Origin of the sequence: Escherichia sp. KTE172 (assembly GCF_000408845.1) — a bacterium.
GTDB classification, from domain to species: Bacteria; Pseudomonadota; Gammaproteobacteria; order Enterobacterales; family Enterobacteriaceae; genus Escherichia; species Escherichia coli.
On record NZ_KE137316.1, the window covers coordinates 4,925,422 to 4,951,123 of the forward strand.

Annotated in this window: 19 protein-coding genes; 9 read left to right on the plus strand and 10 right to left on the minus strand. The window is 51.1% G+C overall.

What is annotated here, in order from left to right; genetic code table 11:
- Window positions 1-28 precede the first annotated feature (28 nt).
- The 4 genes from aspC to pncB all read right to left on the minus strand — a co-directional run bounded on the left by aspC (window position 29) and on the right by pncB (window position 5,866).
- Window positions 29-1,219: an aspartate transaminase gene (aspC, locus tag G434_RS01180; RefSeq protein ID WP_000462687.1), complete on the minus strand. Its 1,191-nt coding sequence runs from the start codon at window positions 1,217-1,219 to the stop codon at window positions 29-31.
- 184 nt (window positions 1,220-1,403) lie between these two features.
- Window positions 1,404-2,492: a porin OmpF gene (gene ompF / locus G434_RS01175; protein WP_000977917.1), complete on the minus strand. Its 1,089-nt coding sequence runs from the start codon at window positions 2,490-2,492 to the stop codon at window positions 1,404-1,406.
- A 602-nt stretch (window positions 2,493-3,094) separates the two neighbouring features.
- Complete coding sequence (gene asnS, locus G434_RS01170; protein ID WP_000117881.1) at window positions 3,095-4,495, minus strand: asparagine--tRNA ligase; 1,401 nt, start codon at window positions 4,493-4,495, stop codon at window positions 3,095-3,097.
- A gap of 168 nt (window positions 4,496-4,663) precedes the next feature.
- Window positions 4,664-5,866 carry a nicotinate phosphoribosyltransferase gene (pncB, locus tag G434_RS01165; protein WP_001305916.1) on the minus strand — a complete coding sequence of 401 codons (1,203 nt, stop codon included), beginning with the start codon at window positions 5,864-5,866 and terminating at the stop codon, window positions 4,664-4,666.
- Window positions 5,867-6,131: 265 nt separating this feature from the next.
- On the opposite strand from pncB, the gene pepN reads away from it, so the two are divergent.
- On the plus strand, window positions 6,132-8,744 hold the full coding sequence (pepN, locus tag G434_RS01160; protein WP_000193813.1) for an aminopeptidase N: 2,613 nt from the start codon (window positions 6,132-6,134) through the stop codon (window positions 8,742-8,744).
- A gap of 87 nt (window positions 8,745-8,831) precedes the next feature.
- Window positions 8,832-10,180 (plus strand): IS3-like element IS1397 family transposase gene (locus G434_RS30125; protein ID WP_113705701.1). Its coding sequence is split into 2 segments (ribosomal slippage): window positions 8,832-9,312 and window positions 9,312-10,180, totalling 1,350 coding nucleotides; the frame shifts between segments, so codons are not numbered across the junction.
- Between the two features lie 205 nt (window positions 10,181-10,385).
- Here the strand turns inward: G434_RS30125 and ssuB are convergent.
- Genes ssuB through ssuE form a run of 5 tightly spaced genes read right to left on the minus strand, consistent with a single transcriptional unit; the run spans window position 10,386 to window position 14,622 of the window.
- Entirely contained in the window at window positions 10,386-11,153 is a 768-nt protein-coding gene (gene ssuB / locus G434_RS01150; RefSeq protein WP_001090481.1) for an aliphatic sulfonates ABC transporter ATP-binding protein, read from the minus strand.
- Window positions 11,150-11,941 (minus strand): aliphatic sulfonate ABC transporter permease SsuC, encoded by a 792-nt coding sequence (gene ssuC / locus G434_RS01145; RefSeq protein WP_000235189.1) that lies wholly within the window; start codon window positions 11,939-11,941, stop codon window positions 11,150-11,152. The genes ssuB and ssuC overlap by 4 nt, the downstream gene beginning before the upstream one ends.
- An 11-nt stretch (window positions 11,942-11,952) precedes the next feature.
- Window positions 11,953-13,098: an FMNH2-dependent alkanesulfonate monooxygenase gene (ssuD, locus tag G434_RS01140; protein WP_000055959.1), complete on the minus strand. Its 1,146-nt coding sequence runs from the start codon at window positions 13,096-13,098 to the stop codon at window positions 11,953-11,955.
- Complete coding sequence (gene ssuA / locus G434_RS01135) at window positions 13,095-14,054, minus strand: aliphatic sulfonate ABC transporter substrate-binding protein SsuA (RefSeq protein WP_001244355.1); 960 nt, start codon at window positions 14,052-14,054, stop codon at window positions 13,095-13,097. The genes ssuD and ssuA overlap by 4 nt, the downstream gene beginning before the upstream one ends.
- Window positions 14,047-14,622: an NADPH-dependent FMN reductase gene (gene ssuE / locus G434_RS01130; RefSeq protein ID WP_001263931.1), complete on the minus strand. Its 576-nt coding sequence runs from the start codon at window positions 14,620-14,622 to the stop codon at window positions 14,047-14,049. Before ssuE ends, ssuA begins: the two co-directional genes overlap by 8 nt.
- Window positions 14,623-14,858: 236 nt before the next feature.
- Here ssuE and pyrD point away from each other — a divergent pair, with 236 nt between their 5' ends.
- The gene (pyrD, locus tag G434_RS01125) at window positions 14,859-15,869 is read left to right on the plus strand and encodes a quinone-dependent dihydroorotate dehydrogenase (RefSeq protein WP_001305914.1); all 1,011 of its coding nucleotides are present in this window, start codon (window positions 14,859-14,861) and stop codon (window positions 15,867-15,869) included.
- Window positions 15,870-16,042: 173 nt separating this feature from the next.
- Window positions 16,043-16,585, plus strand: coding sequence for a cell division protein ZapC (gene zapC, locus G434_RS01120; RefSeq protein WP_001295353.1), 543 nt, complete (start codon window positions 16,043-16,045; stop codon window positions 16,583-16,585).
- Here zapC and ycbX read toward each other — a convergent pair.
- Window positions 16,582-17,691 (minus strand): 6-N-hydroxylaminopurine resistance protein YcbX, encoded by a 1,110-nt coding sequence (ycbX, locus tag G434_RS01115; RefSeq protein WP_000224276.1) that lies wholly within the window; start codon window positions 17,689-17,691, stop codon window positions 16,582-16,584. The genes zapC and ycbX overlap by 4 nt on opposite strands.
- 243 nt (window positions 17,692-17,934) lie before the next feature.
- On the opposite strand from ycbX, the gene rlmKL reads away from it, so the two are divergent.
- From rlmKL to pqiC, 5 genes are all read left to right on the plus strand, one after another.
- Entirely contained in the window at window positions 17,935-20,043 is a 2,109-nt protein-coding gene (rlmKL, locus tag G434_RS01110; RefSeq protein WP_001086515.1) for a bifunctional 23S rRNA (guanine(2069)-N(7))-methyltransferase RlmK/23S rRNA (guanine(2445)-N(2))-methyltransferase RlmL, read from the plus strand.
- Between the two features lie 11 nt (window positions 20,044-20,054).
- Window positions 20,055-21,962 (plus strand): ABC transporter ATP-binding protein, encoded by a 1,908-nt coding sequence (locus G434_RS01105; protein ID WP_000053090.1) that lies wholly within the window; start codon window positions 20,055-20,057, stop codon window positions 21,960-21,962.
- A gap of 129 nt (window positions 21,963-22,091) precedes the next feature.
- Window positions 22,092-23,345, plus strand: a complete 1,254-nt coding sequence (gene pqiA / locus G434_RS01100; protein WP_000333164.1) for a membrane integrity-associated transporter subunit PqiA — start codon at window positions 22,092-22,094, stop codon at window positions 23,343-23,345.
- 4 nt (window positions 23,346-23,349) lie between these two features.
- Window positions 23,350-24,990 (plus strand): intermembrane transport protein PqiB, encoded by a 1,641-nt coding sequence (gene pqiB / locus G434_RS01095; protein ID WP_000445541.1) that lies wholly within the window; start codon window positions 23,350-23,352, stop codon window positions 24,988-24,990.
- Window positions 24,987-25,550 carry a membrane integrity-associated transporter subunit PqiC gene (gene pqiC, locus G434_RS01090; protein ID WP_000759110.1) on the plus strand — a complete coding sequence of 188 codons (564 nt, stop codon included), beginning with the start codon at window positions 24,987-24,989 and terminating at the stop codon, window positions 25,548-25,550. The genes pqiB and pqiC overlap by 4 nt, the downstream gene beginning before the upstream one ends.
- The last annotated feature ends 152 nt before the right edge of the window (window positions 25,551-25,702 follow it).

The following is a 25,702-nucleotide window of genomic DNA, read 5'->3' on the forward strand; positions in this document are numbered from 1 at the left end:
TTTAAGCGGGCTTCATTGTTTTTAACGCTTACAGCACTGCCACAATCGCTTCGCACAGCGGAGCCATGTTATCTGGTGTCATCCCGGCTACGTTCACACGACCAGAAGCAACAGCATACACGCCAAACTCTTCGCGCAGACGCAGCACTTGTTCTTTTGTCAGACCACTGAAGGAGAACATGCCGTTCTGTTTGATGATAAAGCTGAAGTCGCGGTTTGCGCCTTTTTCCTGCAGCGTATTGACGAACAACTGACGCATACGCTGAATACGCTGGCGCATATCAGTCAGCTCTTGTTCCCAAATCGCACGTAACGCATCGTTGCTCAGGATGGTGGCAACAACAGAAGCGCCGTGTGCTGGTGGGTTAGAGTAGTTAGCGCGAATCGCCGCTTTCATTTGGCTGAATGCGCGATCAACGGTTTCACTGTCAGCAGCAACCAGAGTACAAGCGCCAACACGCTCGTTGTACAGGCCAAAGTTTTTAGAGTAGGAACTGGCAACAATCAGCTCTTTATGCATAGCCGCGAAAGCGCGCAGTCCTTCAGCATCTTCTTCCAGACCACGGGCAAACCCCTGGTAAGCGAAGTCAAACAGCGGTAACCAGCCTTTCTCAACGGAAAGTTGTGCCAGTGTCTGCCATTGTTCCAGCGTAGGGTCGATACCGGTTGGGTTATGGCAGCAGCCATGGAACAGCACTACGTCGCCAGCCTGAGCTTCGTTCAGGCTGTTAATCAGTGCATCGAAGTCAAGGGTGTGATTTTCCGCATCATAATAAGCGTATTCACGAACTTCCAGACCTGCAGAGTTAAAGACGCTCTTATGGTTCGGCCAGCTTGGGTTGCTCACCCACACACGCTTAACGCTGGTATTTTTTGCCAGGAAATCGGCAGCCACGCGTAGTGCGCCAGTGCCACCCGGAGTCTGTGCCGTGCGAGCACGTTTGTCATTGATCAGGGCGCTACCTTTACCAAACAGCAGTTCCTGAGTGCAGCGACCAAATTCAGGGATGCCGTCAATGCCGAGGTAATTTTTGGTGGTTTCATTTTCGAGCAGATACTGTTCAGCTTTTTTCACGCTGGTCAGTACCGGGGTTTTGCCCGTCTCATCTTTATAGACACCAATCCCGAGGTTAATTTTGCCGGGACGTTCATCGGCACGAAACAGATCGGCCAGGCCCAGAATCGGGTCGGCAGGAGCGGCGGTAATGTTCTCAAACATGACGAGGTTCCATTATGGTTACAGAAGGGAAGTCCGCTATCAGGGTAACGGGAGATTTACAAAATTCCAACTATTACTGATGAAAACGCAGGCTGTTTTTGCAAGACGTGAGATTGCTCTGGAAGGCATAAAAAAAACAGGACCAAAGTCCTGTTTTTTCGGCATTTAACAAAGAGGTGTGCTATTAGAACTGGTAAACGATACCCACAGCTACGGTGTCGTCAGAACCTACGCCCAGTTTGTTGTCAGAATCGATCTGGTTGATGATGTAGTCAACATAGGTGGACATGTTTTTGTTGAAGTAGTAGGTTGCGCCCACTTCAAAGTAGTTCACCAGATCAACATCACCGATACCTTCTACGTCTTTCGCTTTAGATTTGGTGTAAGCGATGGACGGACGCAGACCGAAATCGAACTGGTATTGCGCAACTAACAGAACGTCTTGCGTTTTGTTGGCGAAGCCGCTGATGTTTGTAAATTTATTAGTGATCGGCGTAGCGTTACGGGTTTCACCGTAGTTCGCTGCCAGGTAGATGTTGTTCGCGTCATACTTCAGACCAGTAGCCCACTGTTCAGCTTTTTTACCGTTGCCAAGAGGTTGAGCTTCTTGCAGGTTGGTACGGTCAGCGGCGCCATAAGCACCAACGATACCAAAGCCTTCGTATTCGTAGCTGATAGAACCGCCAACACCGTCGCCGTTAGAGCGGCGTGCAGTGTCACGCTCGTTTTTACCCAGGTACTGAACAGCGAAGTTCAGGCCATCAACCAGACCAAAGAAGTTGGAGTTACGATAGGTAGCAACGCCGCCAACACGACCAACGAAGAAGTCATCGCTGTATGCAGTATCACCACCAAATTCTGGCAGCATATCGGTGTAACCCAGTGCGTCATAAACCACACCGTAGTTACGGCCGTAATCGAAAGAACCAACGTCAGCGTATTTAAGACCCGCGAATGCCAGACGCGTTTTGTTACCAGTTTGAGCGTCAGCGCCTTCAGAGTTGTTACCCTGGAAGTTATATTCCCACTGACCATAACCGGTCAGATCGGAATTGATTTGAGTTTCCCCTTTAAAACCAAGACGGGCATAGGTCATGTCGCCATTGCCACCGTAACTGTTTTCACCGTTACCCTTGGAGAAATAATGCAGACCGACAGCTTTACCGTACAGATCTACTTTGTTGCCATCTTTGTTATAGATTTCTGCAGCGTTTGCAGTACCTGCTACTAACAGAGCAGGGACGATCACTGCCAGAATATTGCGCTTCATCATTATTTATTACCCTCATGGTTTTTTTTATGACACCTGCCACTGCCGTCAATAAGTTCTGTCAATAAAAATTTACGGAACTATTGATGAGAGTTTGGTGTCTTTATGTGTCTGCAGGCATCTTTCCATTCAAACTAACGTTTCGCTACCGTGAAAGTGCTACAAAGATAAAGATTTGGTTTCAAAAAGAAAAAATATGTAACTAAAAGTAAAAATTAAGGAACTTTGTGAACACCGTCATATTTCCATAGAGGCGTGATGATATTTACAGCAATTTTTATCTATTTATATGATTTCCTTATATTTAAATTAACTAAACGGAAATTTTGTTTCTGATGGAAACTTTATCGACCTGGCACAAAATCCTCTTTCAGACATCCAGAATGCCAAAAAATAGTATGAAAATTGTGCTATCAGCTAAGAAAAAACTAATCCGCAATAAGAATGCGGGTTATTTTTTGTGCGTAAATGTTGCAATGTAATATTCCGTAACAGGATGATCGTTATGGCGGGGTTGCAAATAGATTGCTTGACTTAACAAACAGATAACTTGACAGAAAGGATAAAAAAAGAGCCAGCGGGTGCTGGCTCTTGAAGACGCTAAATTAGAAGCTGGCGTTACGCGGAGTACGTGGGAACGGAATCACATCACGCACGTTTTGCACACCAGTTACGTAAGCAATCAGGCGTTCAAAACCAAGACCGAAACCGGAATGCGGAACAGTACCGTAGCGACGCAGATCGCGATACCACCAGTAATCTTCTTTATTCAGGCCCATTTCCAGCATACGCTCGTCCAGCACGTCCAGACGTTCTTCACGCTGGGAGCCACCAATGATCTCACCGATGCCCGGAGCCAGAACGTCCATAGCCGCAACGGTTTTACCGTCTTCGTTAAGGCGCATATAGAACGCTTTAATATCTTTCGGATAGTTTTTAACCACTACCGGTGCTTTAAAGTGTTCTTCCGCCAGATAACGCTCATGCTCAGAAGAGAGATCAACGCCCCAGTAAACTGGGTTTTCAAACTTCCTGCCGCAGTTTTCGAGAATAGTCACTGCGTCGGTGTAATCCACCTGCGCAAAATCGGCTTCAATGAAGCGTTCCAGACGTGAAACGGCATCTTTATCTACGCGTTCAGCGAAGAATTTCATGTCGTCAGCGCGTTCTTCGAGAACCGCTTTGAAGACATATTTCAGCATGGCTTCAGCCAGACCCGCGATATCGTTCAGGTTAGCAAACGCCACTTCCGGCTCCAGCATCCAGAATTCCGCCAGGTGACGGCTGGTGTTGGAGTTTTCAGCACGGAAAGTCGGGCCGAAGGTATAAATTTTGGACAATGCGCAAGCGTAGGTTTCGCCGTTCAACTGGCCAGATACGGTCAGGAAAGACTCTTTACCAAAGAAGTCTTTGTCGAAATCCACTTTGCCCTGATCGTTACGCGGCAGGTTTTCCAGATCCAGCGTAGAAACGCGGAACATTTCGCCAGCCCCTTCGGTATCAGACGCAGTAATCAGTGGCGTTGAAACCCAGAAGAATCCCTGCTCGTTAAAGAAGCGATGCAGCGCCTGCGCCAGCGTATGGCGAACGCGCGCGACGGCACCAATCAGGTTTGTGCGCGGACGCAGGTGAGCGACTTCACGCAGATACTCAATGCTGTGGCGTTTTGCCGCCATCGGGTAAGTGTCTGGATCTTCAACCCAACCAGCAACTTCAACCTTGCTGGCCTGAATTTCAAATTGTTGCCCCTGGCCCGGCGATGCCACGACTTTACCCGTCACAATGACCGAGCAACCGGTGGTCAGACGCAGGACGTCTTCATTGTAATTGGGCAGAGAATTATTGATGACAGCCTGTACAGGATCAAAGCAGGAACCGTCATAAACGGCGAGGAAGGAGATGCCAGCTTTTGAATCTCGGCGGGTACGTACCCATCCGCGCACGGTGACTTCGCTGTCAACGGCTACGCGGCCCTGGAGTACGTCGGCTACAGGCACAACGCTCATAATATTCTCTCTGTTAATAGTCGGAAAAAATAAACACTTGTCCACCCGTAAATGGGGGGATACCTATGTTACCTGGCATCTGCAATCAGACAAGCAGAATTCGCAAATGCAGCGAAAGATTTCGGAATTAAAGGTAAAAAAAGGGAGCCGATTAGCTCCCTGATGATATTAACTGGCTTTTTTAATATGCGGAAGGTCGAACGCTTTGCGCAGCGCCCGAACAAACGCTTTATCGTGGCAGATAGTTTTGCCAGGGCTGTCAGAAAGTTTCGCCACCGGTTTACCGTTACACTCTACCAACTTAATGACAATATTCAGGGGTTTTACCTGGGGGATATCGCAGGTCAGGCGAGTCCCAATACCAAAACTTAATTGCACGCGGGAAGAGAAGTGGCGGTATAGCTCAACCGCTTTGCGTAAATCCAGATTGTCAGAGAAAACCAGCGTTTTACTCTGTGGATCAATTCCCAGCTTCTCATAATGTGCAATGGCTTTTTCACCCCATTCAACCGGGTCGCCGGAGTCATGACGCAGGCCCTGATAGCGACTGGCGAACTCGACACCGAAATCACGCAGGAAAGCATCCATAGTGATGCAGTCGGTTAATGCAATGCCAAGTTGGTCGGGATATTCTTCCAGCCAGGCAGCAAGTGCAGCTCGCTGGCTGTTGGCAAGATCCGGACTGATTTGCTGATGCGCCTGGAACCATTCGTGTGCTTGTGTTCCCATTGGCGTGAGGGAAAGCCGACGCGCCAGATCGTAGTTGCTGGTGCCCACGAACCAGGATTCCTGTTGCAGACGTTTCACGATGGTTTCTTGTACTTCACGAGAAAAACGTCGGCGGGTGCCAAAATCCATCAGATGGAAGCGCGACATATCAAGACCGGCGGTTAATGCCGAGAAATCGGCTAATTTGCTTTCCAGCGTGTCGAGGGCTTGCGCAACGTCGGCCTGCGGTGAGCGATAGCGATGTACCATTTCACTGATAACCGCCAGCAAAGGAACTTCCCAGAGGATGACTTCACGCCACGGGCCGCTTAAACGAATATCCAGCTTGCCATTATCGTTGGACACGGTGACTTGTTCCGGGTTAAAGCGGAACTCGCGTAGCCAGTTAAGATAGTCGGCCTTAAAGAAAGGCAGGGCTGAGAGCCATTGATATTCATCATCCTGCAGGCGCAGGTGCTGCATCGCCTGAACCTGTTCACGAATAGCATCGGCATAAATACCCAGCAGATCGTCACCTCGGCAACGAAACTCCGCCGCGACATGCACATCGTAATAGTGATGAAACACGGCTTGCTGCATATGCAACTTATAAGCATCTGTATCCAGCAACGAGTGCAGAACAGGAGAAGCGAATTGTGTCATAGGTGCGCAGTAGCGTCCTCGTACAGGAGCGTTTAGTACAATAAACATCTTCAGGAACTGCTGGAGTATACCTTGTTTCGCAATTTATTGAACCCCGATCACACCATATGCCACCTTTCTGGTCGATGGCATTACGCGGTGTATGTTATAAAAATGTAGCAATAAAGGCGTTTGTACCTGAAAAGATGAAGATTCTGCATAGCGCGATTTACGCAACAGGAATAGACTGAACACCAGACTCTATCAAAGATGCTAAAGGTTATTTATGACTCAACAGCCACAAGCCAAATACCGTCACGATTATCGTGCGCCGGATTACCAGATTACTGATATTGACTTGACCTTTGACCTGGACGCGCAAAAGACGGTCGTTACCGCGGTCAGCCAGGCTGTCCGTCATGGTGCATCAGATGCTCCGCTTCGTCTTGATGGCGAAGATCTTAAACTGGTTTCTGTTCATATTAATGATGAGCCGTGGACCGCCTGGAAAGAAGAAGAGGGCGCACTGGTCATCAGTAATTTGCCGGAGCGTTTTACGCTTAAGATCGTTAATGAAATTAGCCCGGCGACGAATACCGCGCTGGAAGGGCTTTATCAGTCAGGCGATGCGCTTTGCACTCAGTGTGAAGCCGAAGGTTTCCGCCATATTACGTATTATCTTGACCGCCCGGACGTACTGGCGCGTTTTACCACCAAAATTATTGCCGATAAAACCAAATATCCCTTCCTGCTTTCCAACGGTAACCGCGTTGCGCAAGGCGAACTGGAAAACGGACGTCACTGGGTACAGTGGCAGGACCCGTTCCCGAAACCGTGCTACCTGTTTGCGCTGGTTGCAGGCGACTTCGACGTGCTGCGCGACACCTTCACCACGCGTTCTGGTCGCGAAGTGGCGCTGGAGCTGTACGTCGATCGCGGCAACCTCGACCGCGCGCCGTGGGCGATGACCTCGCTGAAAAACTCCATGAAATGGGATGAAGAACGCTTCGGCCTGGAGTATGACCTCGACATCTATATGATCGTCGCGGTGGATTTCTTCAATATGGGCGCAATGGAGAATAAAGGTCTGAATATCTTTAACTCCAAATATGTGCTGGCCCGTACCGACACCGCCACCGATAAAGATTACCTCGATATTGAGCGTGTTATCGGCCATGAATATTTCCATAACTGGACCGGTAACCGAGTGACCTGCCGCGACTGGTTCCAGCTCAGCCTGAAAGAAGGTTTAACCGTGTTCCGCGATCAGGAATTCAGCTCTGACCTTGGTTCCCGCGCGGTAAACCGTATCAACAACGTGCGCACCATGCGCGGATTGCAGTTTGCGGAAGACGCCAGCCCGATGGCGCACCCGATCCGCCCGGATATGGTCATTGAGATGAACAACTTCTACACCCTGACCGTTTACGAGAAGGGCGCGGAAGTGATTCGCATGATCCACACCCTGCTGGGCGAAGAAAACTTCCAGAAAGGGATGCAGCTCTATTTCGAGCGCCATGATGGCAGCGCGGCAACCTGCGACGACTTTGTGCAGGCGATGGAAGATGCGTCGAATGTCGATCTCTCTCATTTCCGCCGTTGGTACAGCCAGTCCGGTACGCCGGTTGTGACCGTCAAAGACGACTATAATCCGGAAACTGAGCAGTACACCCTGACCATCAGCCAGCGTACGCCTGCTACGCCGGATCAGGCAGAAAAACAGCCGCTGCATATTCCGTTTGCCATCGAACTGTATGACAACGAAGGCAAAGTGATCCCGTTGCAAAAAGGCGGTCATCCGGTGAATTCGGTGCTGAACGTCACCCAGGCGGAACAGACCTTTGTCTTTGATAATGTCTACTTTCAGCCGGTGCCTGCGCTGCTGTGCGAATTCTCTGCGCCAGTGAAACTGGAATATAAGTGGAGCGATCAGCAACTGACCTTCCTGATGCGTCATGCGCGTAATGATTTCTCCCGCTGGGATGCGGCGCAAAGCCTGCTGGCAACCTACATCAAGCTGAACGTCGCGCGTCATCAGCAAGGTCAGCCGCTGTCTCTGCCGGTGCATGTGGCTGATGCTTTCCGCGCGGTACTGCTTGATGAGAAGATTGATCCGGCACTGGCGGCAGAAATCCTGACGCTGCCTTCCGTCAATGAAATGGCAGAACTGTTCGATATCATCGACCCGATTGCTATTGCTGAAGTACGCGAAGCACTCACTCGTACTCTGGCGACTGAACTGGCGGATGAGCTACTGGCTATTTACAACGCGAATTACCAGAGCGAGTACCGTGTTGAGCATGAAGATATTGCAAAACGCACTCTGCGTAATGCCTGCCTGCGCTTCCTTGCTTTTGGTGAAACGCATCTGGCTGACGTGCTGGTGAGCAAGCAATACCATGAAGCAAACAATATGACCGATGCGCTGGCAGCGCTTTCTGCAGCGGTTGCTGCACAGCTGCCTTGCCGTGACGCGCTGATGCAGGAGTACGACGACAAGTGGCATCAGGATGGTCTGGTGATGGATAAATGGTTTATCCTGCAAGCCACCAGCCCGGCGGCGAATGTGCTGGAGACGGTGCGTGGCCTGTTGCAGCATCGCTCATTTACCATGAGCAACCCGAACCGTATTCGTTCGTTGATTGGTGCGTTTGCGGGCAGCAACCCGGCAGCGTTCCATGCCGAAGATGGCAGCGGTTACCAGTTCCTGGTGGAAATGCTTACCGACCTCAACAGCCGTAACCCGCAGGTGGCTTCACGCCTGATTGAGCCGCTGATTCGCCTGAAACGTTACGATGCTAAACGTCAGGAGAAAATGCGCGCGGCGCTGGAGCAGTTGAAAGGGCTGGAAAATCTCTCTGGCGATCTGTACGAGAAGATAACTAAAGCACTGGCTTGATACTTTTGAGCCAAAATGCCTGATGCGACGCTTGACTGAACTGCACCCCAAATGTTGGACATAATCTGACATCTGAAGGTGCAGTTTATGAAACATTCATTTGAAGTAAAACTTGCCGCTGTAAATCATTACCTGGCTGGTCATGCAGGCATCATTTCTACGGCAAAACTCTTTCAACTTTCTCACACCAGCCTCTCACACTGGATTAATCTTTTTCTTCTTCACGGTCCTCGGGCACTGGATTGCAGACACAAGCGTAGCTATTCTCCTGAAGATAAACTTTGCGTGGTTCTTTATGCTCTCGGGCATTCTGAGTCTCTACCCCGGGTAGCTGCCCGGTTTAACATTCCCAGCCACAACACGGTTAAAAACTGGATAAAAGGCTACCGCAAATCTGGTAATGAGGCCTTTATCATGCGCAGGAAGGAGAAAAGCATGACCCGTTCTGATGATACCCATGAAAACGAGGCAAACATGACGCCGGAAGAGATGAAGAATGAGCTGCGTTATCTTCGCGCAGAAAATGCATATCTGAAAGCCATGCAGGAGCATCTCCTGGAAAAAAAGCGCCAGGAGCTGGAGAAAAAACGAAAGTCATCCGGAGCCTGAGGTGCGGACACTGCCAGTCTGACCTGTTAAAGGCTGCAGGGCTGGCCAGAAGCACGCTGTACTACCAGCTGTCACTGCAGAAGGCTAAGGACAAGTATGCTGATGTGAAACAGCTCATAGCCTCCATCTTCCATGAACACCGGGGATGTTATGGGTACCGGCGGATCCATTGTGAGCTTCAGAAAAGAGGTCTTAAGTTCAGTGGCAAAACAGTGCGAAAACTGATGCAACAGCTCGGCCTGAAGTCTCCTGTGCGCCTGAAGAAATACCGGTCTTACCGGGGAAATATGGGACTCGCTGCAGAAAATATCCTTCAGCGGCAGTTCAAAGCGGAAGCTCCCTGTGAGAAATGGGTGACAGATATCACCGAATTCAGGGCTGGCGGACAAAAACTGTACCTGTCCCCGATACTTGATTTGTTTAACGGGGAAATCGTGGCGTGGGAAACTGCCTGCAGGCCTACAGAGGAGCTGGTGAAGCGCATGTTAAATAAGGGGCTGGAAAGCCTTGCAGAAGGAGAAAAACCGCTGCTCCACAGTGATCAAGGGTGGCATTACCGGATAAAAAGTTATCAGTCTGCCCTGGCAGACAAAGGGTTAGTGCAGAGCATGTCGCGCAAGGGCAACTGCCTTGATAATGCGGTAATGGAGAATTTCTTTGGTCACCTGAAAGAAGAAATGTACTATCGCCGGGACTACAGAAGTGTAGAAGAGCTGGAAAATGCCGTTAACGAATACATAACTTACTGGAATCAAAAAAGAATAAAACTCAGTCTTGGGGGACTCAGCCCGGTAGAATACCGGACTGAGTATCAAAAAGCCGGTTAACTGAAACTGTCCAGGTTTTGGGGTTCAGTTCATGACGCGTCTTATCAGGCCTACAAGTCCGTTGAAAATGCTGGTTTTGTAGGCTGGATAAGGCGTTCACGCCGCATCCGGCAGCCGTGCCCAAATGCCTGATGCGCCGCTTGACGCGTCTTATCAGGCCTACAATCCGTTGAAACTGCTGGTTTTGTGCGCCACATCCGGCATATTAACCATGACGCCGAATCGGTTGTTCAGAGTGCCCACGCTGCATCACCCGTTGCAACACTTCCGCTTCCAGCTCCGCTAATCGCACCGACCCTAACCGGCGCGGACGGGGGATATCCACCGTCAAATCCAGACCAATTTTTCCCTCTTCAATTAATAACACCCGGTCCGCCATTGCTACCGCTTCGCTCACATCATGCGTCACCAACAGTACGGTAAAGCCGTGCTCCTGCCAAAGTGACACAATCAAATCCTGCATCTCGAGCCGAGTCAGGGCGTCCAGCGCCCCGAGCGGTTCATCAAGCAATAATAAACCTGGTCGATGAATCAACGCTCTTGCCAGCGCCACACGCTGTTTCTGCCCGCCAGAAAGTGCGGCAGGCCATTCCCGCGCGCGATTCTCCAGCCCTACCGCAGCCAGCGCCCGACGCGCGGCATCGCGCCACTGACCTTGAAGGCCTAGCCCAACGTTATCAATCACCGATTTCCACGGCAGCAGACGCGCATCCTGAAACATCATTCGCGTGTCTTCCTGAATCTGAGCCAGCGGTGTGGAACCCGCTAACACATCGCCAGCGGTTGGCGTTTCCAGACCTGCCAGCAGGCGCAGCAAGGTACTTTTGCCACCACCGCTGCGGCCCACCACCGCCACAAACTGACCTGCCGGAATATGTAAATCCAGTTGGTTCAGGACGATATTTTCTGCGTAATGTTTGCTTACTGCATTGAGCAACAATGGTGTGCCCTGGTTCAGACGAGCAGTATTCATACCGTGGCCTCCTTCAAATGATAAGCCGGGTTCCAGCGCAACCAGAGGCGCTCTAACAGCTGCGCGCTGACGTCAGCAAGTTTGCCGAGCAGGGCGTAAAGAATAATAGCGACAACCACCACGTCCGTTTGCAGAAACTCCCGCGCATTCATCGCCAGATAACCAATGCCGGAATTGGCAGAAATAGTTTCGGCAACGATCAGTGTCAGCCACATCAGGCCCAACGCAAAACGCACGCCGACCATAATTGAGGGCAGGGCGCCAGGCAGGATCACATGGATAAACAGCGGTATGCCGGATAATCCATAGCTACGCGCCATCTCCACCAGCCCGCGATCGATATTACGGATGCCATGCCAGGTGTTGATATAAATGGGGAATAGCGTGCCAAGCGCCACCAGAAAGATTTTTGCGGATTCATCAATGCCAAACCACAAAATCACCAGCGGGATCAGCGCCAGATGCGGCACGTTGCGCAACATCTGAATTGAGGTATCCAGCAGCCGTTCTCCCCAGCGCGACAGCCCGCTAATCAGTCCCAGAATCAAGCCCAGCGATCCGCCAATTGAAAAGCCAATGAGCGCCCGCCAGGAGCTGATCGCCAGATGCTGCCACAATTCGCCGCTGGCGGAGAGCGTCCAGAACGCCATCACTACCCCTTCCGGTGAGGGCAAAATACGCGTCGACAGCCAGCCAACTGAGGAGGCCAGTTGCCACACCGCCACGATGCCCACCGGTAAAAACCAGGGGGCAACGCGCAATAACCACTTTTTCACTGGCGTTGCCATCATTTTGTTCCTTAGCTTTGCGCGACTTTACGGGGGATAAATTCATTTGCCACCGCTTCGCCTTGCGGATTCAGCGGCTGCGGCTGGGGAATTTCCGGGATGGCGACATCCAGATGCGGGAACAGCAACTCGCCAACCCGATACGCTTCTTCCAGATGCGGGTAGCCCGAAAGCACAAAACTGTCGATGCCAAGTGCAGCGTATTCGTTGATTCGCGCGGCGACCGTCGGACCATCGCCCACCAGCGCCGTCCCGGCACCGCCGCGGACTAAGCCAACGCCCGCCCATAAATTGGGGCTGATCTCCAGATTGTCGCGCTTGCCGTTATGTAACGCCGCCATCCGCTGTTGTCCTACGGAATCCGTCCGGGCGAATGCGGCCTGTGCTTTGGCGATAGTCTCATCATCAAGATGCGAGATTAACCGCTCGGCGGCCTGCCACGCTTCGTCGCTGGTTTCACGAACAATCACATGCAGACGAATACCGAAACGAATTTTGCGTCCATGCGCGGCAGCTTTCGCCCGCACTTGTTCGATTTTCTCTTTAACCAGTTCCGGCGGTTCGCCCCAGGTAAGGTAGAAATCTACTTGTTCTGCCGCCAGCTCCTGCGCGACATCTGACGATCCGCCAAAGTAAAGCGGAGGATACGGCTGTTGAATCGGCGGGAAGAGTAGTTTGGCTCCGCGCACATGAATATGTTTACCGTTGAAATTGACGGTTTCCCCCAGCAATAAGCGCCGCCAGACCTGGGTAAATTCCGCCGAGGCTTCGTAGCGCTCGCGATGATCAAGGAACACGCCGTCGCCTGCCAGCTCTTGTGGATCGCTGCCTGTGACCAGATTAAACAACGCACGACCATTCGAGAGACGGTCAAGCGTGGCGGCCTGGCGGGCGGCAACGGTAGGAGAGGTTACGCTGGGACGCAGGGCGACAAGAAACTTCAGCCGTTGCGTCACCGGGATCATCGACGCGGCAACCAGCCACGCATCTTCGCAGGAGCGCCCCGTTGGGATCAGCACGCCGGTATAGCCCAGACGATCCGCTGCTTGCGCAATTTGTTGCAGATAACCGTGATCAACCGGGCGTGAACCTTCTTCCGTTCCCAGATAATGCCCGTCACCGTGGGTTGGTAAAAACCAGAACATATTCAGACTCATAATTGTTTTCCTTCCAGTTGAGTGGGCTGCCAGATACGCTGGCGAATATCGACTTTTTTCGGCATCAGACGGTTTTCATAAAACAGATCTGCCGTTTGCTGCTGTAAGGCGGCAACCTCGGCGTTAACCGGTTTGATGGTGGTAGGGGGGCGATGATCTAAATAAGAGGCAATCACCGGCGTTGGTAAGCCCATCGTTTTTGCCAGTAAAGCGATGCTTTGCTCGCGCTGGCTGCGGGTTAACGCATCGGCCTCACTAAAGGTTGCCAGTACGCCCTGAATAAAAGCGCCGTTTTTTTCTGCATACGGACGGGCAGCCAGATAAAACGATCCGGTTTGATTGAGATCGGTACCGTCTTTTAGCACCCGCACGCCGCCCTGTAATAATGCAGCGGAGTAGTAGGGATCCCAGATAGCCCATGCGTCGACGTTACCTTGCTGGAACGCGGCGCGGGCATCGGCAGGCGTCAGGTAAGTGGGCTGGATATCCGTGAATTTAAGCCCGGCCTGGCGTAGTGCGCGTAGTAAAAGATTGTGCGAGCTGGAACCTTTCTGAAAGGCAACTTTGTGACCTTTAAGATCGGCTACGGTTTTGATCGGGCTGTTTTCTGGCACCAGAATCACTTCGGCTTTGGGCTTCGGCGGCTCGACGCCCACGTACACCAAATCAGCCCCGGCAGCCTGGGCAAAGATTGGCGGAATATCTCCGGTACTGCCGAGATCAATACTGCCAACGTTTAACGCCTCCAGCATCTGTGGGCCAGCGGGGAACTCCACCCAGGAGATTTTGGTTTGCGGATAGCGTTTTTCCAGTAACTGGTGGCTTTTTGCCAGCACCATACCAATACTGCCTTTCTGATAGCCTATACGTAACGCTTCAGGAGAGGATTCTGCAGCAACCGCAATCGTAGAGACGCTAAGTAATCCCGCCAGCGCCAGTTGAATGATGTTACGCATGGGCATTACCTCGCAGAGACAGAAGATCGGGAACCTGAATATCGCGGCGGTGCAGCGCCTGCCAGAAAGTTTCCAGCGCGGTATCAAGACGGGTTTGCAGATTTGGCGTGAACTGCGGCTTGTGGTGGTAATCAATCACCTGTGAGTCATCGGCAAACACGCCGTGCAGGATCTCCTGGGCTTTCAGCGCACTTAAAACTGGCTTAAGGGCATAATCGACCGCCAGCAGATGGGCCACCGTACCGCCCGTCGCCAGCGGTAGCACCACTTTGCCTTGCAACGCACGTTCTGGCAGTAGGTCGAGCAGGGTTTTCAGCGCACCGGAATAGGCGGCTTTATACACAGGCGTGGCGACAATCAGCCCATCGGCCTGTTGCAGCTGTTCGGTGAAGGTTTTGAGTGCCGGACTATCGAAACGAGCATAAAGTAGATCTTCCGGGGCGAAGTTTTGCAGATTCCAGTGATAAACCTCTACATCCAGGCCATTTAGTTTTTCCCGCGCATATTCCAGCAAGGAGCTGGAACGAGAAGGAAAGCGAGGACTACCCGCCAGGGTGATGACACGCATACTCTCTCCTTATAACCAATTGTTCTTGTTTTGTTAACATTGATAACAATTCGGTCAGTCTGACAGAGGGCGTCCGCGAGTCGAAATGATTTATCTGAGGAAGAAAAGCCAAAAAAAGCATAAAAAAAGCGCAATAAGAAAACGTTTGCTATTTATTGCCACAGGTCAATTCCCTTTTGGTCCGAACTCGCACATAATACGCCCCCGGTTTGCACACCGGGAATCCAGGAGAGTTCATGTACTACCCCTTCGTTCGTAAAGCCCTTTTCCAGCTCGATCCAGAGCGCGCTCATGAGTTTACTTTTCAGCAATTACGCCGTATTACAGGAACGCCGTTTGAAGCACTGGTGCGGCAGAAAGTGCCTGCGAAACCTGTTAACTGCATGGGCCTGACGTTTAAAAATCCGCTTGGTCTGGCAGCCGGTCTTGATAAAGACGGGGAGTGCATTGACGCGTTAGGCGCGATGGGATTTGGATCGATCGAGATCGGTACCGTCACGCCACGTCCACAGCCAGGTAATGACAAGCCGCGTCTCTTTCGTCTGGTAGATGCCGAAGGTTTGATCAACCGTATGGGCTTTAATAATCTTGGCGTTGATAACCTCGTAGAGAACGTAAAAAAAGCCCATTATGATGGCGTCCTGGGTATTAACATCGGCAAAAATAAAGATACGCCGGTGGAGCAGGGTAAAGATGACTATCTGATTTGTATGGAAAAAATCTATGCTTATGCGGGATATATCGCCATCAATATTTCATCGCCGAATACACCGGGATTACGTACTCTGCAATATGGCGAAGCGCTGGATGATCTCTTAACCGCGATTAAAAATAAGCAAAATGATTTGCAAGCGATGCACCATAAATATGTGCCGATCGCAGTGAAGATCGCGCCGGATCTTTCTGAAGAAGAATTGATCCAGGTTGCCGATAGTTTAGTTCGCCATAATATTGATGGCGTTATTGCAACCAATACCACGCTCGATCGTTCTCTGGTTCAGGGAATGAAAAATTGTGATCAAACCGGTGGCTTAAGTGGTCGTCCGCTTCAGTTAAAAAGCACCGAAATTATTCGCCGTTTATCACAGGAATTAAATGGTCGCTTACCGATCATCGGTGTTGGCGGCATCGACTCGGTTATCGCTGCGCGTGAAAAGATTGCTGCGGGGGCCTCACTGGTGCAAATTTATTCTGGTTTTATTTTTAAAGGTCCGCCGCTGATTAAAGAAATCGTTACCCATATCTAATTATTTCTTCGAATTCCTCTTTATAAGATAATCAGGGCTTTATTTTAAGCCCTGGTTGTTTTATATTCATCGCTGTTGCTTATTTAGACATGTTGTACTTTTATTGTTGAGGTTATTAAGCGAAGCGACAATGGATTGTGTTGCTGCGGTTTTATAGGGTAGGGGAGAGGCAAATGCGAATTAAACCAGATGATAACTGGCGTTGGTATTACGATGAAGAGCACGATCGAATGATGCTCGATTTAGCCAATGGTATGCTATTTCGCTCACGTTTTGCGCGCAAAATGTTGACTCCAGATGCCTTTTCTCCCGCAGGCTTTTGCGTTGACGACGCCGCGCTCTATTTCTCATTTGAAGAAAAATGCCGCGATTTTAATTTATCTAAAGAACAAAAAGCCGAACTGGTGCTTAATGCGCTGGTAGCAATTCGTTATCTCAAACCGCAAATGCCGAAAAGCTGGCATTTTGTTTCCCATGGTGAAATGTGGGTGCCCATGCCGGGCGATGCGGCCTGCGTTTGGTTGAGCGACACTCACGAGCAAGTCAATTTGCTGGTCGTTGAATCTGGCGAAAATGCCGCACTATGCCTGCTGGCACAACCCTGCGTTGTTATTGCGGGTCGCGCGATGCAGCTGGGCGACGCCATCAAAATCATGAACGACAGGCTGAAACCGCAGGTTAATGTTGACAGCTTCAGCCTCGAACAGGCAGTCTAACGCGTCAGCTTAAGCGCAGTCTTCGGTACACAGCTACAGCAAAGAATGGTGCCATCATCGCCCATTGCTGATTTTTTCAGCGGCGTGACTTCGCCTTCTAAAAGCTGAACACGGCAACTTCCACAAATGCCCGCGCGGCAAGAATAAGGGATACGAATTCCCTGATTTTCTAATTGCTCCAGCAACACCTGCTGGTTATTTCCACGAAATGCCTGTCCCTGCCAGTCAATATCTACATTTGCGTCCGGTTGTTGCGTGATGTTGACGGTATCATCAGCGGCGGCTGCGCCGTAAATTTTAGCCGGAGCCGTTGCCAGAATTTCCACCTCATCGCCAACGCGAATTACGCCGCTATTACGGGCAATTAAATTCTGGCCAAAATCGACATCGCCGTTATCCTGGGCAGTGCGGAAAGATTGCAATGTTTTTAATGGTTCGCCTGCCGGATGTTTTTGCCCTTTTTCTGGGCTGACGGTGGTGAAAATACAGCGGCTACAAGGTTTAACCACATCAAACACCACATCACCAATACGAATCACTTTCCAACTATCTTCTTCCCAGGCTGACGCGCCGGAAACCACCAGATTGGGGCGGAATTGCTCCATTTTTACACTGGCCGGACAACGTTGTTGGAGATCACGTAACGAGGCTTCGTTAGCAAGAAGGTAAGGATAGCCATCAGCAAATGACAGGGGTACAGTGTTGTGGCGTTTCACGCGCCGCGTCATTTGTGGCCCCACCCAGCGCAACTGCACTTCGCGGGAGAAAAATCCACTTAGCCATTTGTTGATCGCGTCTGGCGCAATTCGCGCGGTAAAATGTGTGCCCCAAACTTCGGTTGGTGCGTCTTGTGTGGCGAAATCAGCAAAACGAACATATGCGCTACTGCCATCTGGTGCGGTGAGATGCAAGCCATCATGCACGGGTGAAGGAGTAAACCGTACCATTTGCGGAAACTGGCGAGCGGTAATAAACGTACCGTCAGGTTCCGTGATCATAAAGATGCGATCGAAGGCCAGACCACTGACATCTGCCAGGGCATGTGTAAGACCAATGCCGCGCATCGATTTAACAGGATGAATAAAAAGCCGGGTTAATGTCGCCACGGTGCGGTCCTCAAATGAAAATAAGCCCTCAACTTTATGACATGACGCGCTTATTAGCTATAATGCGCAACAATTTTCTTAGCGCCTGTCCCATTAGGCTATTTTATTTGTCAGTTTGGCCCTGGGTTGTGCTCGAAATCCTCACGTACTTGTGTACGCTCCGGTTTCTCCGCGCTGTCCATGTCCAGACTGACTGCAACAATTACGCCTACTGCGGTAGGCTCTTAGAGTAAAAGTGACGATATGAATTCTCTGTTTGCCAGTACGGCCCGTGGGCTGGAAGAGCTGTTAAAAACTGAACTGGAAAACCTGGGGGCCGTTGAATGCCAGGTGGTTCAGGGTGGGGTCCATTTCAAGGGCGACACACGGCTTGTTTACCAGAGCCTGATGTGGAGCCGCCTGGCCTCGCGTATTATGTTGCCGCTGGGCGAGTGTAAGGTTTACAGCGATTTAGACCTCTATCTCGGTGTTCAGGCGATCAACTGGACAGAGATGTTTAATCCTGGTGCGACCTTCGCTGTCCACTTCAGTGGTTTGAATGACACCATCCGCAACAGTCAGTACGGTGCGATGAAAGTGAAAGACGCGATCGTCGATGCTTTCACGCGGAAAAATCTGCCGCGTCCAAATGTTGATCGCGATGCGCCGGATATCCGCGTTAACGTCTGGCTGCATAAAGAAACTGCCAGTATCGCCCTTGATCTCAGTGGTGATGGTTTACATCTGCGTGGCTATCGCGATCGTGCTGGTATTGCGCCGATCAAAGAAACCCTGGCAGCCGCGATTGTGATGCGATCCGGCTGGCAGCCAGGAACACCGCTGCTCGATCCAATGTGTGGTTCCGGTACGTTGCTGATTGAAGCAGCGATGCTGGCGACCGATCGCGCACCTGGCTTGCACCGTGGGCGTTGGGGCTTTAGCGGCTGGGCACAGCATGATGAAGCTATCTGGCAGGAAGTGAAAGCGGAAGCGCAAACTCGCGCCCGTAAAGGCCTGGCTGAGTATAGCTCTCATTTTTACGGTTCGGACAGCGACGCACGGGTGATTCAACGTGCGCGCACTAACGCCCGTCTTGCGGGGATTGGTGAACTGATCACCTTTGAGGTGAAAGATGTCGCGCAACTGACCAATCCGCTGCCGAAAGGGCCGTACGGTACAGTGTTGAGCAACCCGCCATACGGTGAACGTCTGGACAGCGAACCGGCGCTGATTGCGCTACATAGTCTGCTGGGCCGAATCATGAAAAACCAGTTCGGTGGCTGGAATCTCTCTTTGTTTAGTGCCTCGCCGGATCTGCTCAGCTGCCTGCAGCTGCGTGCAGACAAACAGTACAAGGCGAAAAACGGCCCGCTGGACTGCGTACAGAAAAATTACCACGTTGCCGAAAGCACTCCAGACAGCAAACCGGCGATGGTAGCGGAAGACTACGCTAACCGCCTGCGTAAGAACCTCAAAAAATTCGAGAAGTGGGCTCACCAGGAAGGGATTGAATGTTACCGCCTGTATGACGCCGATCTGCCGGAATATAACGTTGCCGTTGATCGTTATGCCGACTGGGTGGTGGTGCAGGAGTATGCGCCGCCAAAAACTATTGATGCGCACAAAGCGCGTCAGCGTCTGTTCGATATTATCGCTGCAACCATTTCGGTACTGGGGATTGCGCCAAACAAACTGGTGCTGAAAACCCGTGAACGCCAGAAGGGCAAAAATCAGTACCAGAAACTGGGCGAGAAGGGCGAGTTTCTCGAAGTCACCGAATATAACGCTCACTTGTGGGTGAACCTGACGGATTACCTCGATACCGGTCTGTTCCTCGATCACCGTATCGCCCGTCGTATGCTCGGTCAGATGAGCAAAGGCAAAGATTTCCTCAACCTGTTCTCTTATACCGGCAGCGCCACCGTGCACGCGGGATTAGGCGGTGCACGCAGCACTACCACCGTGGATATGTCGCGTACTTATCTGGAGTGGGCAGAACGCAACCTGCGTCTGAATGGCCTAACCGGGCGTGCGCATCGCCTGATTCAGGCCGATTGCCTGGCGTGGCTGCGTGAGGCAAATGAACAGTTCGATCTGATCTTTATCGATCCGCCAACCTTCTCTAACTCAAAACGAATGGAAGATGCGTTTGATGTTCAGCGCGATCATCTGGCGCTGATGAAAGATTTGAAACGTCTGCTGCGTGCTGGTGGGACGATCATGTTCTCAAACAACAAACGTGGCTTCCGTATGGATCTTGACGGACTGGCAAAACTGGGACTGAAAGCACAAGAAATTACGCAAAAAACGCTCTCCCAGGATTTCGCCCGTAACCGCCAGATCCACAACTGCTGGCTGATTACCGCAGCCTGAAAGGAATAGTAATGTCATTAATCAGTATGCATGGCGCATGGCTGTCGTTCAGCGACGCGCCGCTTCTCGATAACGCAGAACTGCATATCGAAGATAACGAACGTGTTTGTCTGGTAGGCCGTAACGGCGCAGGCAAATCGACGTTAATGAAAATCCTCAACCGTGAACAGGGGCTGGATGACGGTCGCATTATTTACGAGCAAGATTTGATTGTCGCTCGTCTGCAACAGGATCCGCCGCGTAACGTTGAGGGTAGCGTTTATGATTTCGTTGCCGAAGGCATTGAAGAACAAGCGGAATACCTGAAGCGGTATCACGATATTTCGCGCCTGGTGATGAACGACCCGAGCGAGAAAAATCTCAACGAACTGGCAAAAGTTCAGGAACAGTTGGATCACCACAACCTGTGGCAGCTGGAAAACCGCATCAACGAAGTGCTGGCGCAACTGGGGTTAGATCCTAACGTTGCGCTGTCGTCGCTTTCCGGCGGCTGGTTGCGTAAAGCGGCATTAGGACGCGCGCTGGTGAGCAATCCGCGCGTATTGCTGCTCGACGAACCGACTAACCACCTGGATATCGAAACCATCGACTGGCTGGAAGGATTCCTTAAAACCTTCAATGGGACGATAATTTTCATCTCCCACGACCGTTCGTTTATCCGCAATATGGCGACGCGCATTGTTGATCTCGATCGCGGCAAACTTGTGACCTATCCAGGGAATTACGACCAGTACCTGCTGGAAAAAGAAGAAGCTCTGCGTGTGGAAGAACTACAAAATGCCGAGTTCGATCGCAAACTGGCGCAGGAAGAGGTGTGGATCCGCCAGGGGATCAAAGCACGCCGTACCCGTAATGAAGGCCGCGTACGCGCCCTGAAAGCAATGCGTCGCGAGCGTGGCGAACGTCGCGAAGTGATGGGTACCGCAAAGATGCAGGTGGAAGAGGCCAGCCGCTCCGGTAAGATCGTTTTCGAAATGGAAGACGTTTGCTACCAGGTCGACGGTAAGCAACTGGTGAAAGATTTTTCTGCCCAGGTTCTACGTGGCGACAAAATTGCCCTGATTGGTCCGAATGGATGCGGCAAAACCACGCTGCTGAAACTGATGCTCGGTCAGCTTCAGGCGGACAGCGGGCGTATTCACGTTGGCACCAAACTGGAAGTGGCTTATTTCGATCAGCACCGTGCGGAACTGGATCCCGATAAAACGGTGATGGATAACCTTGCTGAAGGTAAGCAAGAGGTGATGGTTAACGGCAAGCCACGCCATGTTTTGGGCTATTTGCAGGACTTCCTGTTCCATCCGAAACGGGCGATGACGCCGGTACGTGCGCTTTCTGGCGGTGAGCGTAACCGCTTGTTGTTGGCGCGTTTGTTCCTCAAACCAAGCAACTTATTGATTCTTGACGAACCGACCAACGATCTTGATGTTGAAACGCTGGAACTGCTGGAAGAACTGATCGACAGCTACCAGGGCACGGTATTGCTGGTGAGCCACGATCGTCAGTTTGTCGATAACACCGTTACAGAATGCTGGATCTTCGAAGGCGGCGGTAAAATTGGTCGTTATGTTGGCGGTTATCATGATGCCCGTGGTCAGCAAGAACAGTATGTGGCGCTCAAACAGCCTGCGGTGAAAAAAACCGAAGAAGCCGCCGCGCCAAAAGCAGAAACTGTAAAACGCAGCAGTAGCAAACTAAGCTATAAATTGCAGCGTGAACTGGAGCAGCTACCGCAATTGCTCGAAGATCTGGAGGCGAAGCTGGAAGCCCTACAGACGCAGGTGGCGGATGCTTCCTTCTTCAGTCAGCCGCATGAGCAGACGCAAAAAGTGCTCGCTGATATGGCTGCTGCAGAGCAGGAGCTGGAGCAAGCCTTTGAACGCTGGGAGTATCTTGAAGCGTTAAAAAATGGTGGCTGATCGCAAAATAGTCGATTTAAACAGAGACAGCTGACAACGGTAAAATTGCCTGATGAACTGGGTTAATCAGGCATGAAAACCAACACTTTGTTAGTCATCTGTAAAATAGCGCATCATTAAGGAGTACCAATGTGCGAACATCATCATGCCGCGAAGCACATCCTGTGCTCGCAGTGTGACATGCTGGTGGCGTTACCGCGCCTTGAGCATGGTCAGAAAGCGGCATGTCCCCGGTGTGGCACAACGTTAACCGTGGCGTGGGATGCCCCTCGGCAGCGTCCCACCGCCTATGCGTTGGCTGCACTGTTCATGCTGTTGCTGTCCAACTTGTTTCCTTTTGTGAATATGAACGTTGCGGGAGTCACCAGTGAAATTACATTACTGGAAATTCCCGGCGTGCTTTTTTCTGAGGACTACGCCAGCCTCGGCACCTTTTTCCTGTTGTTTGTGCAACTGGTTCCCGCGTTTTGTCTGATAACCATTCTGTTACTGGTGAATCGCGCGGAATTACCGGTCCGTTTAAAAGAGCAACTGGCACGAGTGCTTTTTCAACTCAAAACCTGGGGAATGGCGGAGATTTTCCTCGCGGGTGTGCTGGTCAGTTTCGTTAAACTGATGGCCTACGGCAGCATTGGTGTCGGCAGTAGCTTTCTCCCCTGGTGTTTATTTTGTGTCCTGCAACTGCGCGCCTTTCAGTGCGTTGATCGTCGCTGGTTGTGGGACGATATCGCCCCGATGCCAGCACTGCGCCAGCCGCTAAAACCTGGCGTCACGGGGATACGTCAGGGGTTACGTTCGTGCTCCTGTTGTACGGCAATCCTTCCTGCTGATGAACCCGTATGCCCGCGCTGTGGTACTAAAGGGTACGTTCGGCGTAGAAACAGCCTGCAATGGACACTCGCGCTGCTTGTAACGTCCATCATGCTGTATCTTCCGGCTAATATTTTGCCCATCATGGTGACGGATTTATTAGGTTCGAAGATGCCATCGACGATTCTCGCTGGGGTCATCCTGTTATGGAGCGAAGGATCTTATCCCGTCGCTGCGGTTATCTTTCTGGCCAGTATTATGGTGCCAACGTTAAAGATGATCGCCATAGCGTGGCTGTGCTGGGATGCCAAAGGGCATGGCAAGCGCGACAGTGAAAGAATGCATTTGATTTATGAAGTTGTTGAGTTTGTAGGCCGCTGGTCGATGATTGACGTTTTCGTTATCGCGGTGCTCTCGGCGCTGGTGCGTATGGGAGGTTTAATGAGTATTTATCCGGCAATGGGTGCATTAATGTTTGCTTTAGTCGTCATAATGACAATGTTTTCTGCTATGACGTTTGACCCGCGTTTGTCGTGGGATCGTCAACCTGAATCAGAGCATGAGGAGTCCTGACAGTATGGAATCTAATAATGGGGAAGCCAAAATCCAGAAAGTGAAGAACTGGTCTCCCGTGTGGATATTTCCTATCGTCACGGCGCTCATTGGGGCCTGGGTTCTTTTTTATCATTACAGCCATCAGGGACCGGAAGTGACCCTGATCACCGCGAATGCGGAAGGAATTGAAGGTGGCAAAACCACCATTAAAAGCCGTAGCGTTGACGTCGGCGTGGTTGAAAGCGCCACACTGGCTGATGATTTGACGCACGTTGAAATCAAAGCGCGGCTGAATTCCGGTATGGAAAAATTGCTGCATAAAGATACCGTCTTTTGGGTGGTGAAACCGCAGATTGGTCGAGAAGGGATTAGCGGCCTGGGAACGCTGCTGTCTGGGGTTTATATCGAACTGCAGCCAGGCGCGAAAGGCAGCAAAATGGATAAATACGATTTGCTGGACTCGCCACCGTTGGCTCCGCCTGATGCGAAAGGTATCCGTGTGATTCTCGATAGCAAAAAAGCCGGGCAGCTCTCGCCAGGAGATCCCGTGCTGTTCCGTGGCTATCGGGTAGGTTCGGTTGAAACCAGCACCTTCGATACGCAAAAACGCAATATCAGCTATCAACTGTTCATCAATGCACCTTATGACCGACTGGTGACCAGCAATGTTCGTTTCTGGAAAGATAGTGGCATTGCGGTTGATTTGACGTCAGCGGGAATGCGTGTGGAGATGGGCTCATTGACAACGCTGCTGAGTGGCGGTGTCAGCTTTGATGTGCCGGAAGGTCTGGATTTAGGGCAGCCAGTGGCACCGAAAACAGCTTTCGTTTTGTATGATGATCAGAAGAGCATTCAGGATTCGTTGTACACCGATCACATTGATTATCTGATGTTCTTTAAAGATTCGGTACGCGGTCTGCAACCGGGAGCTCCGGTAGAATTCCGGGGTATTCGCCTGGGTACCGTAAGCAAAGTGCCATTCTTTGCGCCGAATATGCGTCAGACATTTAACGATGATTACCGTATTCCGGTACTGATTCGTATCGAGCCAGAGCGGCTGAAAATGCAGCTTGGCGAAAATGCGGATGTTGTTGAGCACCTTGGCGAATTGTTGAAACGTGGTTTACGCGGATCGCTGAAAACCGGAAACCTGGTCACTGGCGCACTGTATGTTGATCTCGATTTCTATCCAAATACGCCTGCAATAACCGGTATTCGTGAATTTAATGGTTATCAGATTATCCCGACCGTTAGCGGCGGTCTGGCGCAAATCCAGCAACGACTGATGGAAGCGTTGGATAAGATCAACAAACTGCCATTGAATCCGATGATTGAACAGGCAACCAGTACGCTTTCTGAAAGTCAGCGCACAATGAAAAACCTGCAAACGACGCTGGATAGCATGAACAAGATCCTCGCCAGCCAGTCGATGCAGCAGTTACCGACGGATATGCAGTCAACGTTGCGTGAATTGAATCGCAGTATGCAGGGCTTCCAGCCTGGCTCCGCAGCCTACAACAAGATGGTGGCGGATATGCAGCGACTTGATCAGGTGTTGCGAGAACTGCAACCGGTGCTGAAAACGCTCAACGAGAAGAGTAACGCGCTGGTATTTGAAGCGAAGGACAAAAAAGATCCAGAGCCGAAGAGGGCGAAACAATGAAAAAGTGGCTAGTGACGATTGCAGCACTGTGGCTGGCCGGATGCAGCTCCGGCGAAATTAATAAAAACTATTACCAGTTACCTGTGGTGCAGAGCGGTACACAAAGTACCGCCAGCCAGGGTAATCGCCTGTTATGGGTAGAGCAGGTCGCTGTTCCTGACTATCTGGCGGGGAATGGTGTGGTTTATCAAACCAGTGATGTGAAGTATGTGATTGCCAACAACAACTTGTGGGCCAGCCCGTTGGATCAACAGTTGCGCAACACTCTGGTTGCCAACCTGAGCACGCAACTGCCCGGCTGGGTGGTTGCCTCCCAGCCTCTGGGAAGCGCCCAGGATACGCTCAATGTTACCGTAACGGAGTTTAACGGGCGATATGATGGCAAGGTCATTGTCAGTGGTGAGTGGCTGTTGAACCACCAGGGACAACTGATCAAACGTCCGTTCCGTCTGGAAGGGGTGCAAACTCAGGATGGTTACGATGAAATGGTTAAAGTGCTGGCCAGTGTCTGGAGTCAGGAAGCCGCTTCTATTGCGCAAGAGATAAAGCGTCTACCGTAATCATAAAGATTTGTAAATATAACCGTCTCCGGTATGTTGCCTGAGGCGGTTTTTTTGTTTCTAAGGTGCGGAAAAAGTTGTTCCTCTTCACATTTTTTGTACAACTGACATGCCCGTGTAGCTCACAAATATGACAGTGGCGTGAATTTTGC

Excerpts from the sequence above, each read along its gene's own strand:
- aspC (WP_000462687.1), bottom strand. The coding sequence starts at position 1,219 with ATGTTTGAGAACATTACCGCCGCTCCTGCCGACCCGATTCTGGGCCTG.
- ompF (WP_000977917.1), bottom strand. The coding sequence starts at position 2,492 with ATGATGAAGCGCAATATTCTGGCAGTGATCGTCCCTGCTCTGTTAGTA.
- asnS (WP_000117881.1), bottom strand. The coding sequence starts at position 4,495 with ATGAGCGTTGTGCCTGTAGCCGACGTACTCCAGGGCCGCGTAGCCGTT.
- pncB (WP_001305916.1), bottom strand. The coding sequence starts at position 5,866 with ATGACACAATTCGCTTCTCCTGTTCTGCACTCGTTGCTGGATACAGAT.
- pepN (WP_000193813.1), top strand. The coding sequence starts at position 6,132 with ATGACTCAACAGCCACAAGCCAAATACCGTCACGATTATCGTGCGCCG.
- ssuB (WP_001090481.1), bottom strand. The coding sequence starts at position 11,153 with ATGAATACTGCTCGTCTGAACCAGGGCACACCATTGTTGCTCAATGCA.
- ssuC (WP_000235189.1), bottom strand. The coding sequence starts at position 11,941 with ATGGCAACGCCAGTGAAAAAGTGGTTATTGCGCGTTGCCCCCTGGTTT.
- ssuD (WP_000055959.1), bottom strand. The coding sequence starts at position 13,098 with ATGAGTCTGAATATGTTCTGGTTTTTACCAACCCACGGTGACGGGCAT.
- ssuA (WP_001244355.1), bottom strand. The coding sequence starts at position 14,054 with ATGCGTAACATCATTCAACTGGCGCTGGCGGGATTACTTAGCGTCTCT.
- ssuE (WP_001263931.1), bottom strand. The coding sequence starts at position 14,622 with ATGCGTGTCATCACCCTGGCGGGTAGTCCTCGCTTTCCTTCTCGTTCC.
- pyrD (WP_001305914.1), top strand. The coding sequence starts at position 14,859 with ATGTACTACCCCTTCGTTCGTAAAGCCCTTTTCCAGCTCGATCCAGAG.
- zapC (WP_001295353.1), top strand. The coding sequence starts at position 16,043 with ATGCGAATTAAACCAGATGATAACTGGCGTTGGTATTACGATGAAGAG.
- rlmKL (WP_001086515.1), top strand. The coding sequence starts at position 17,935 with ATGAATTCTCTGTTTGCCAGTACGGCCCGTGGGCTGGAAGAGCTGTTA.
- G434_RS01105 (WP_000053090.1), top strand. The coding sequence starts at position 20,055 with ATGTCATTAATCAGTATGCATGGCGCATGGCTGTCGTTCAGCGACGCG.
- pqiA (WP_000333164.1), top strand. The coding sequence starts at position 22,092 with ATGTGCGAACATCATCATGCCGCGAAGCACATCCTGTGCTCGCAGTGT.
- pqiB (WP_000445541.1), top strand. The coding sequence starts at position 23,350 with ATGGAATCTAATAATGGGGAAGCCAAAATCCAGAAAGTGAAGAACTGG.
- pqiC (WP_000759110.1), top strand. The coding sequence starts at position 24,987 with ATGAAAAAGTGGCTAGTGACGATTGCAGCACTGTGGCTGGCCGGATGC.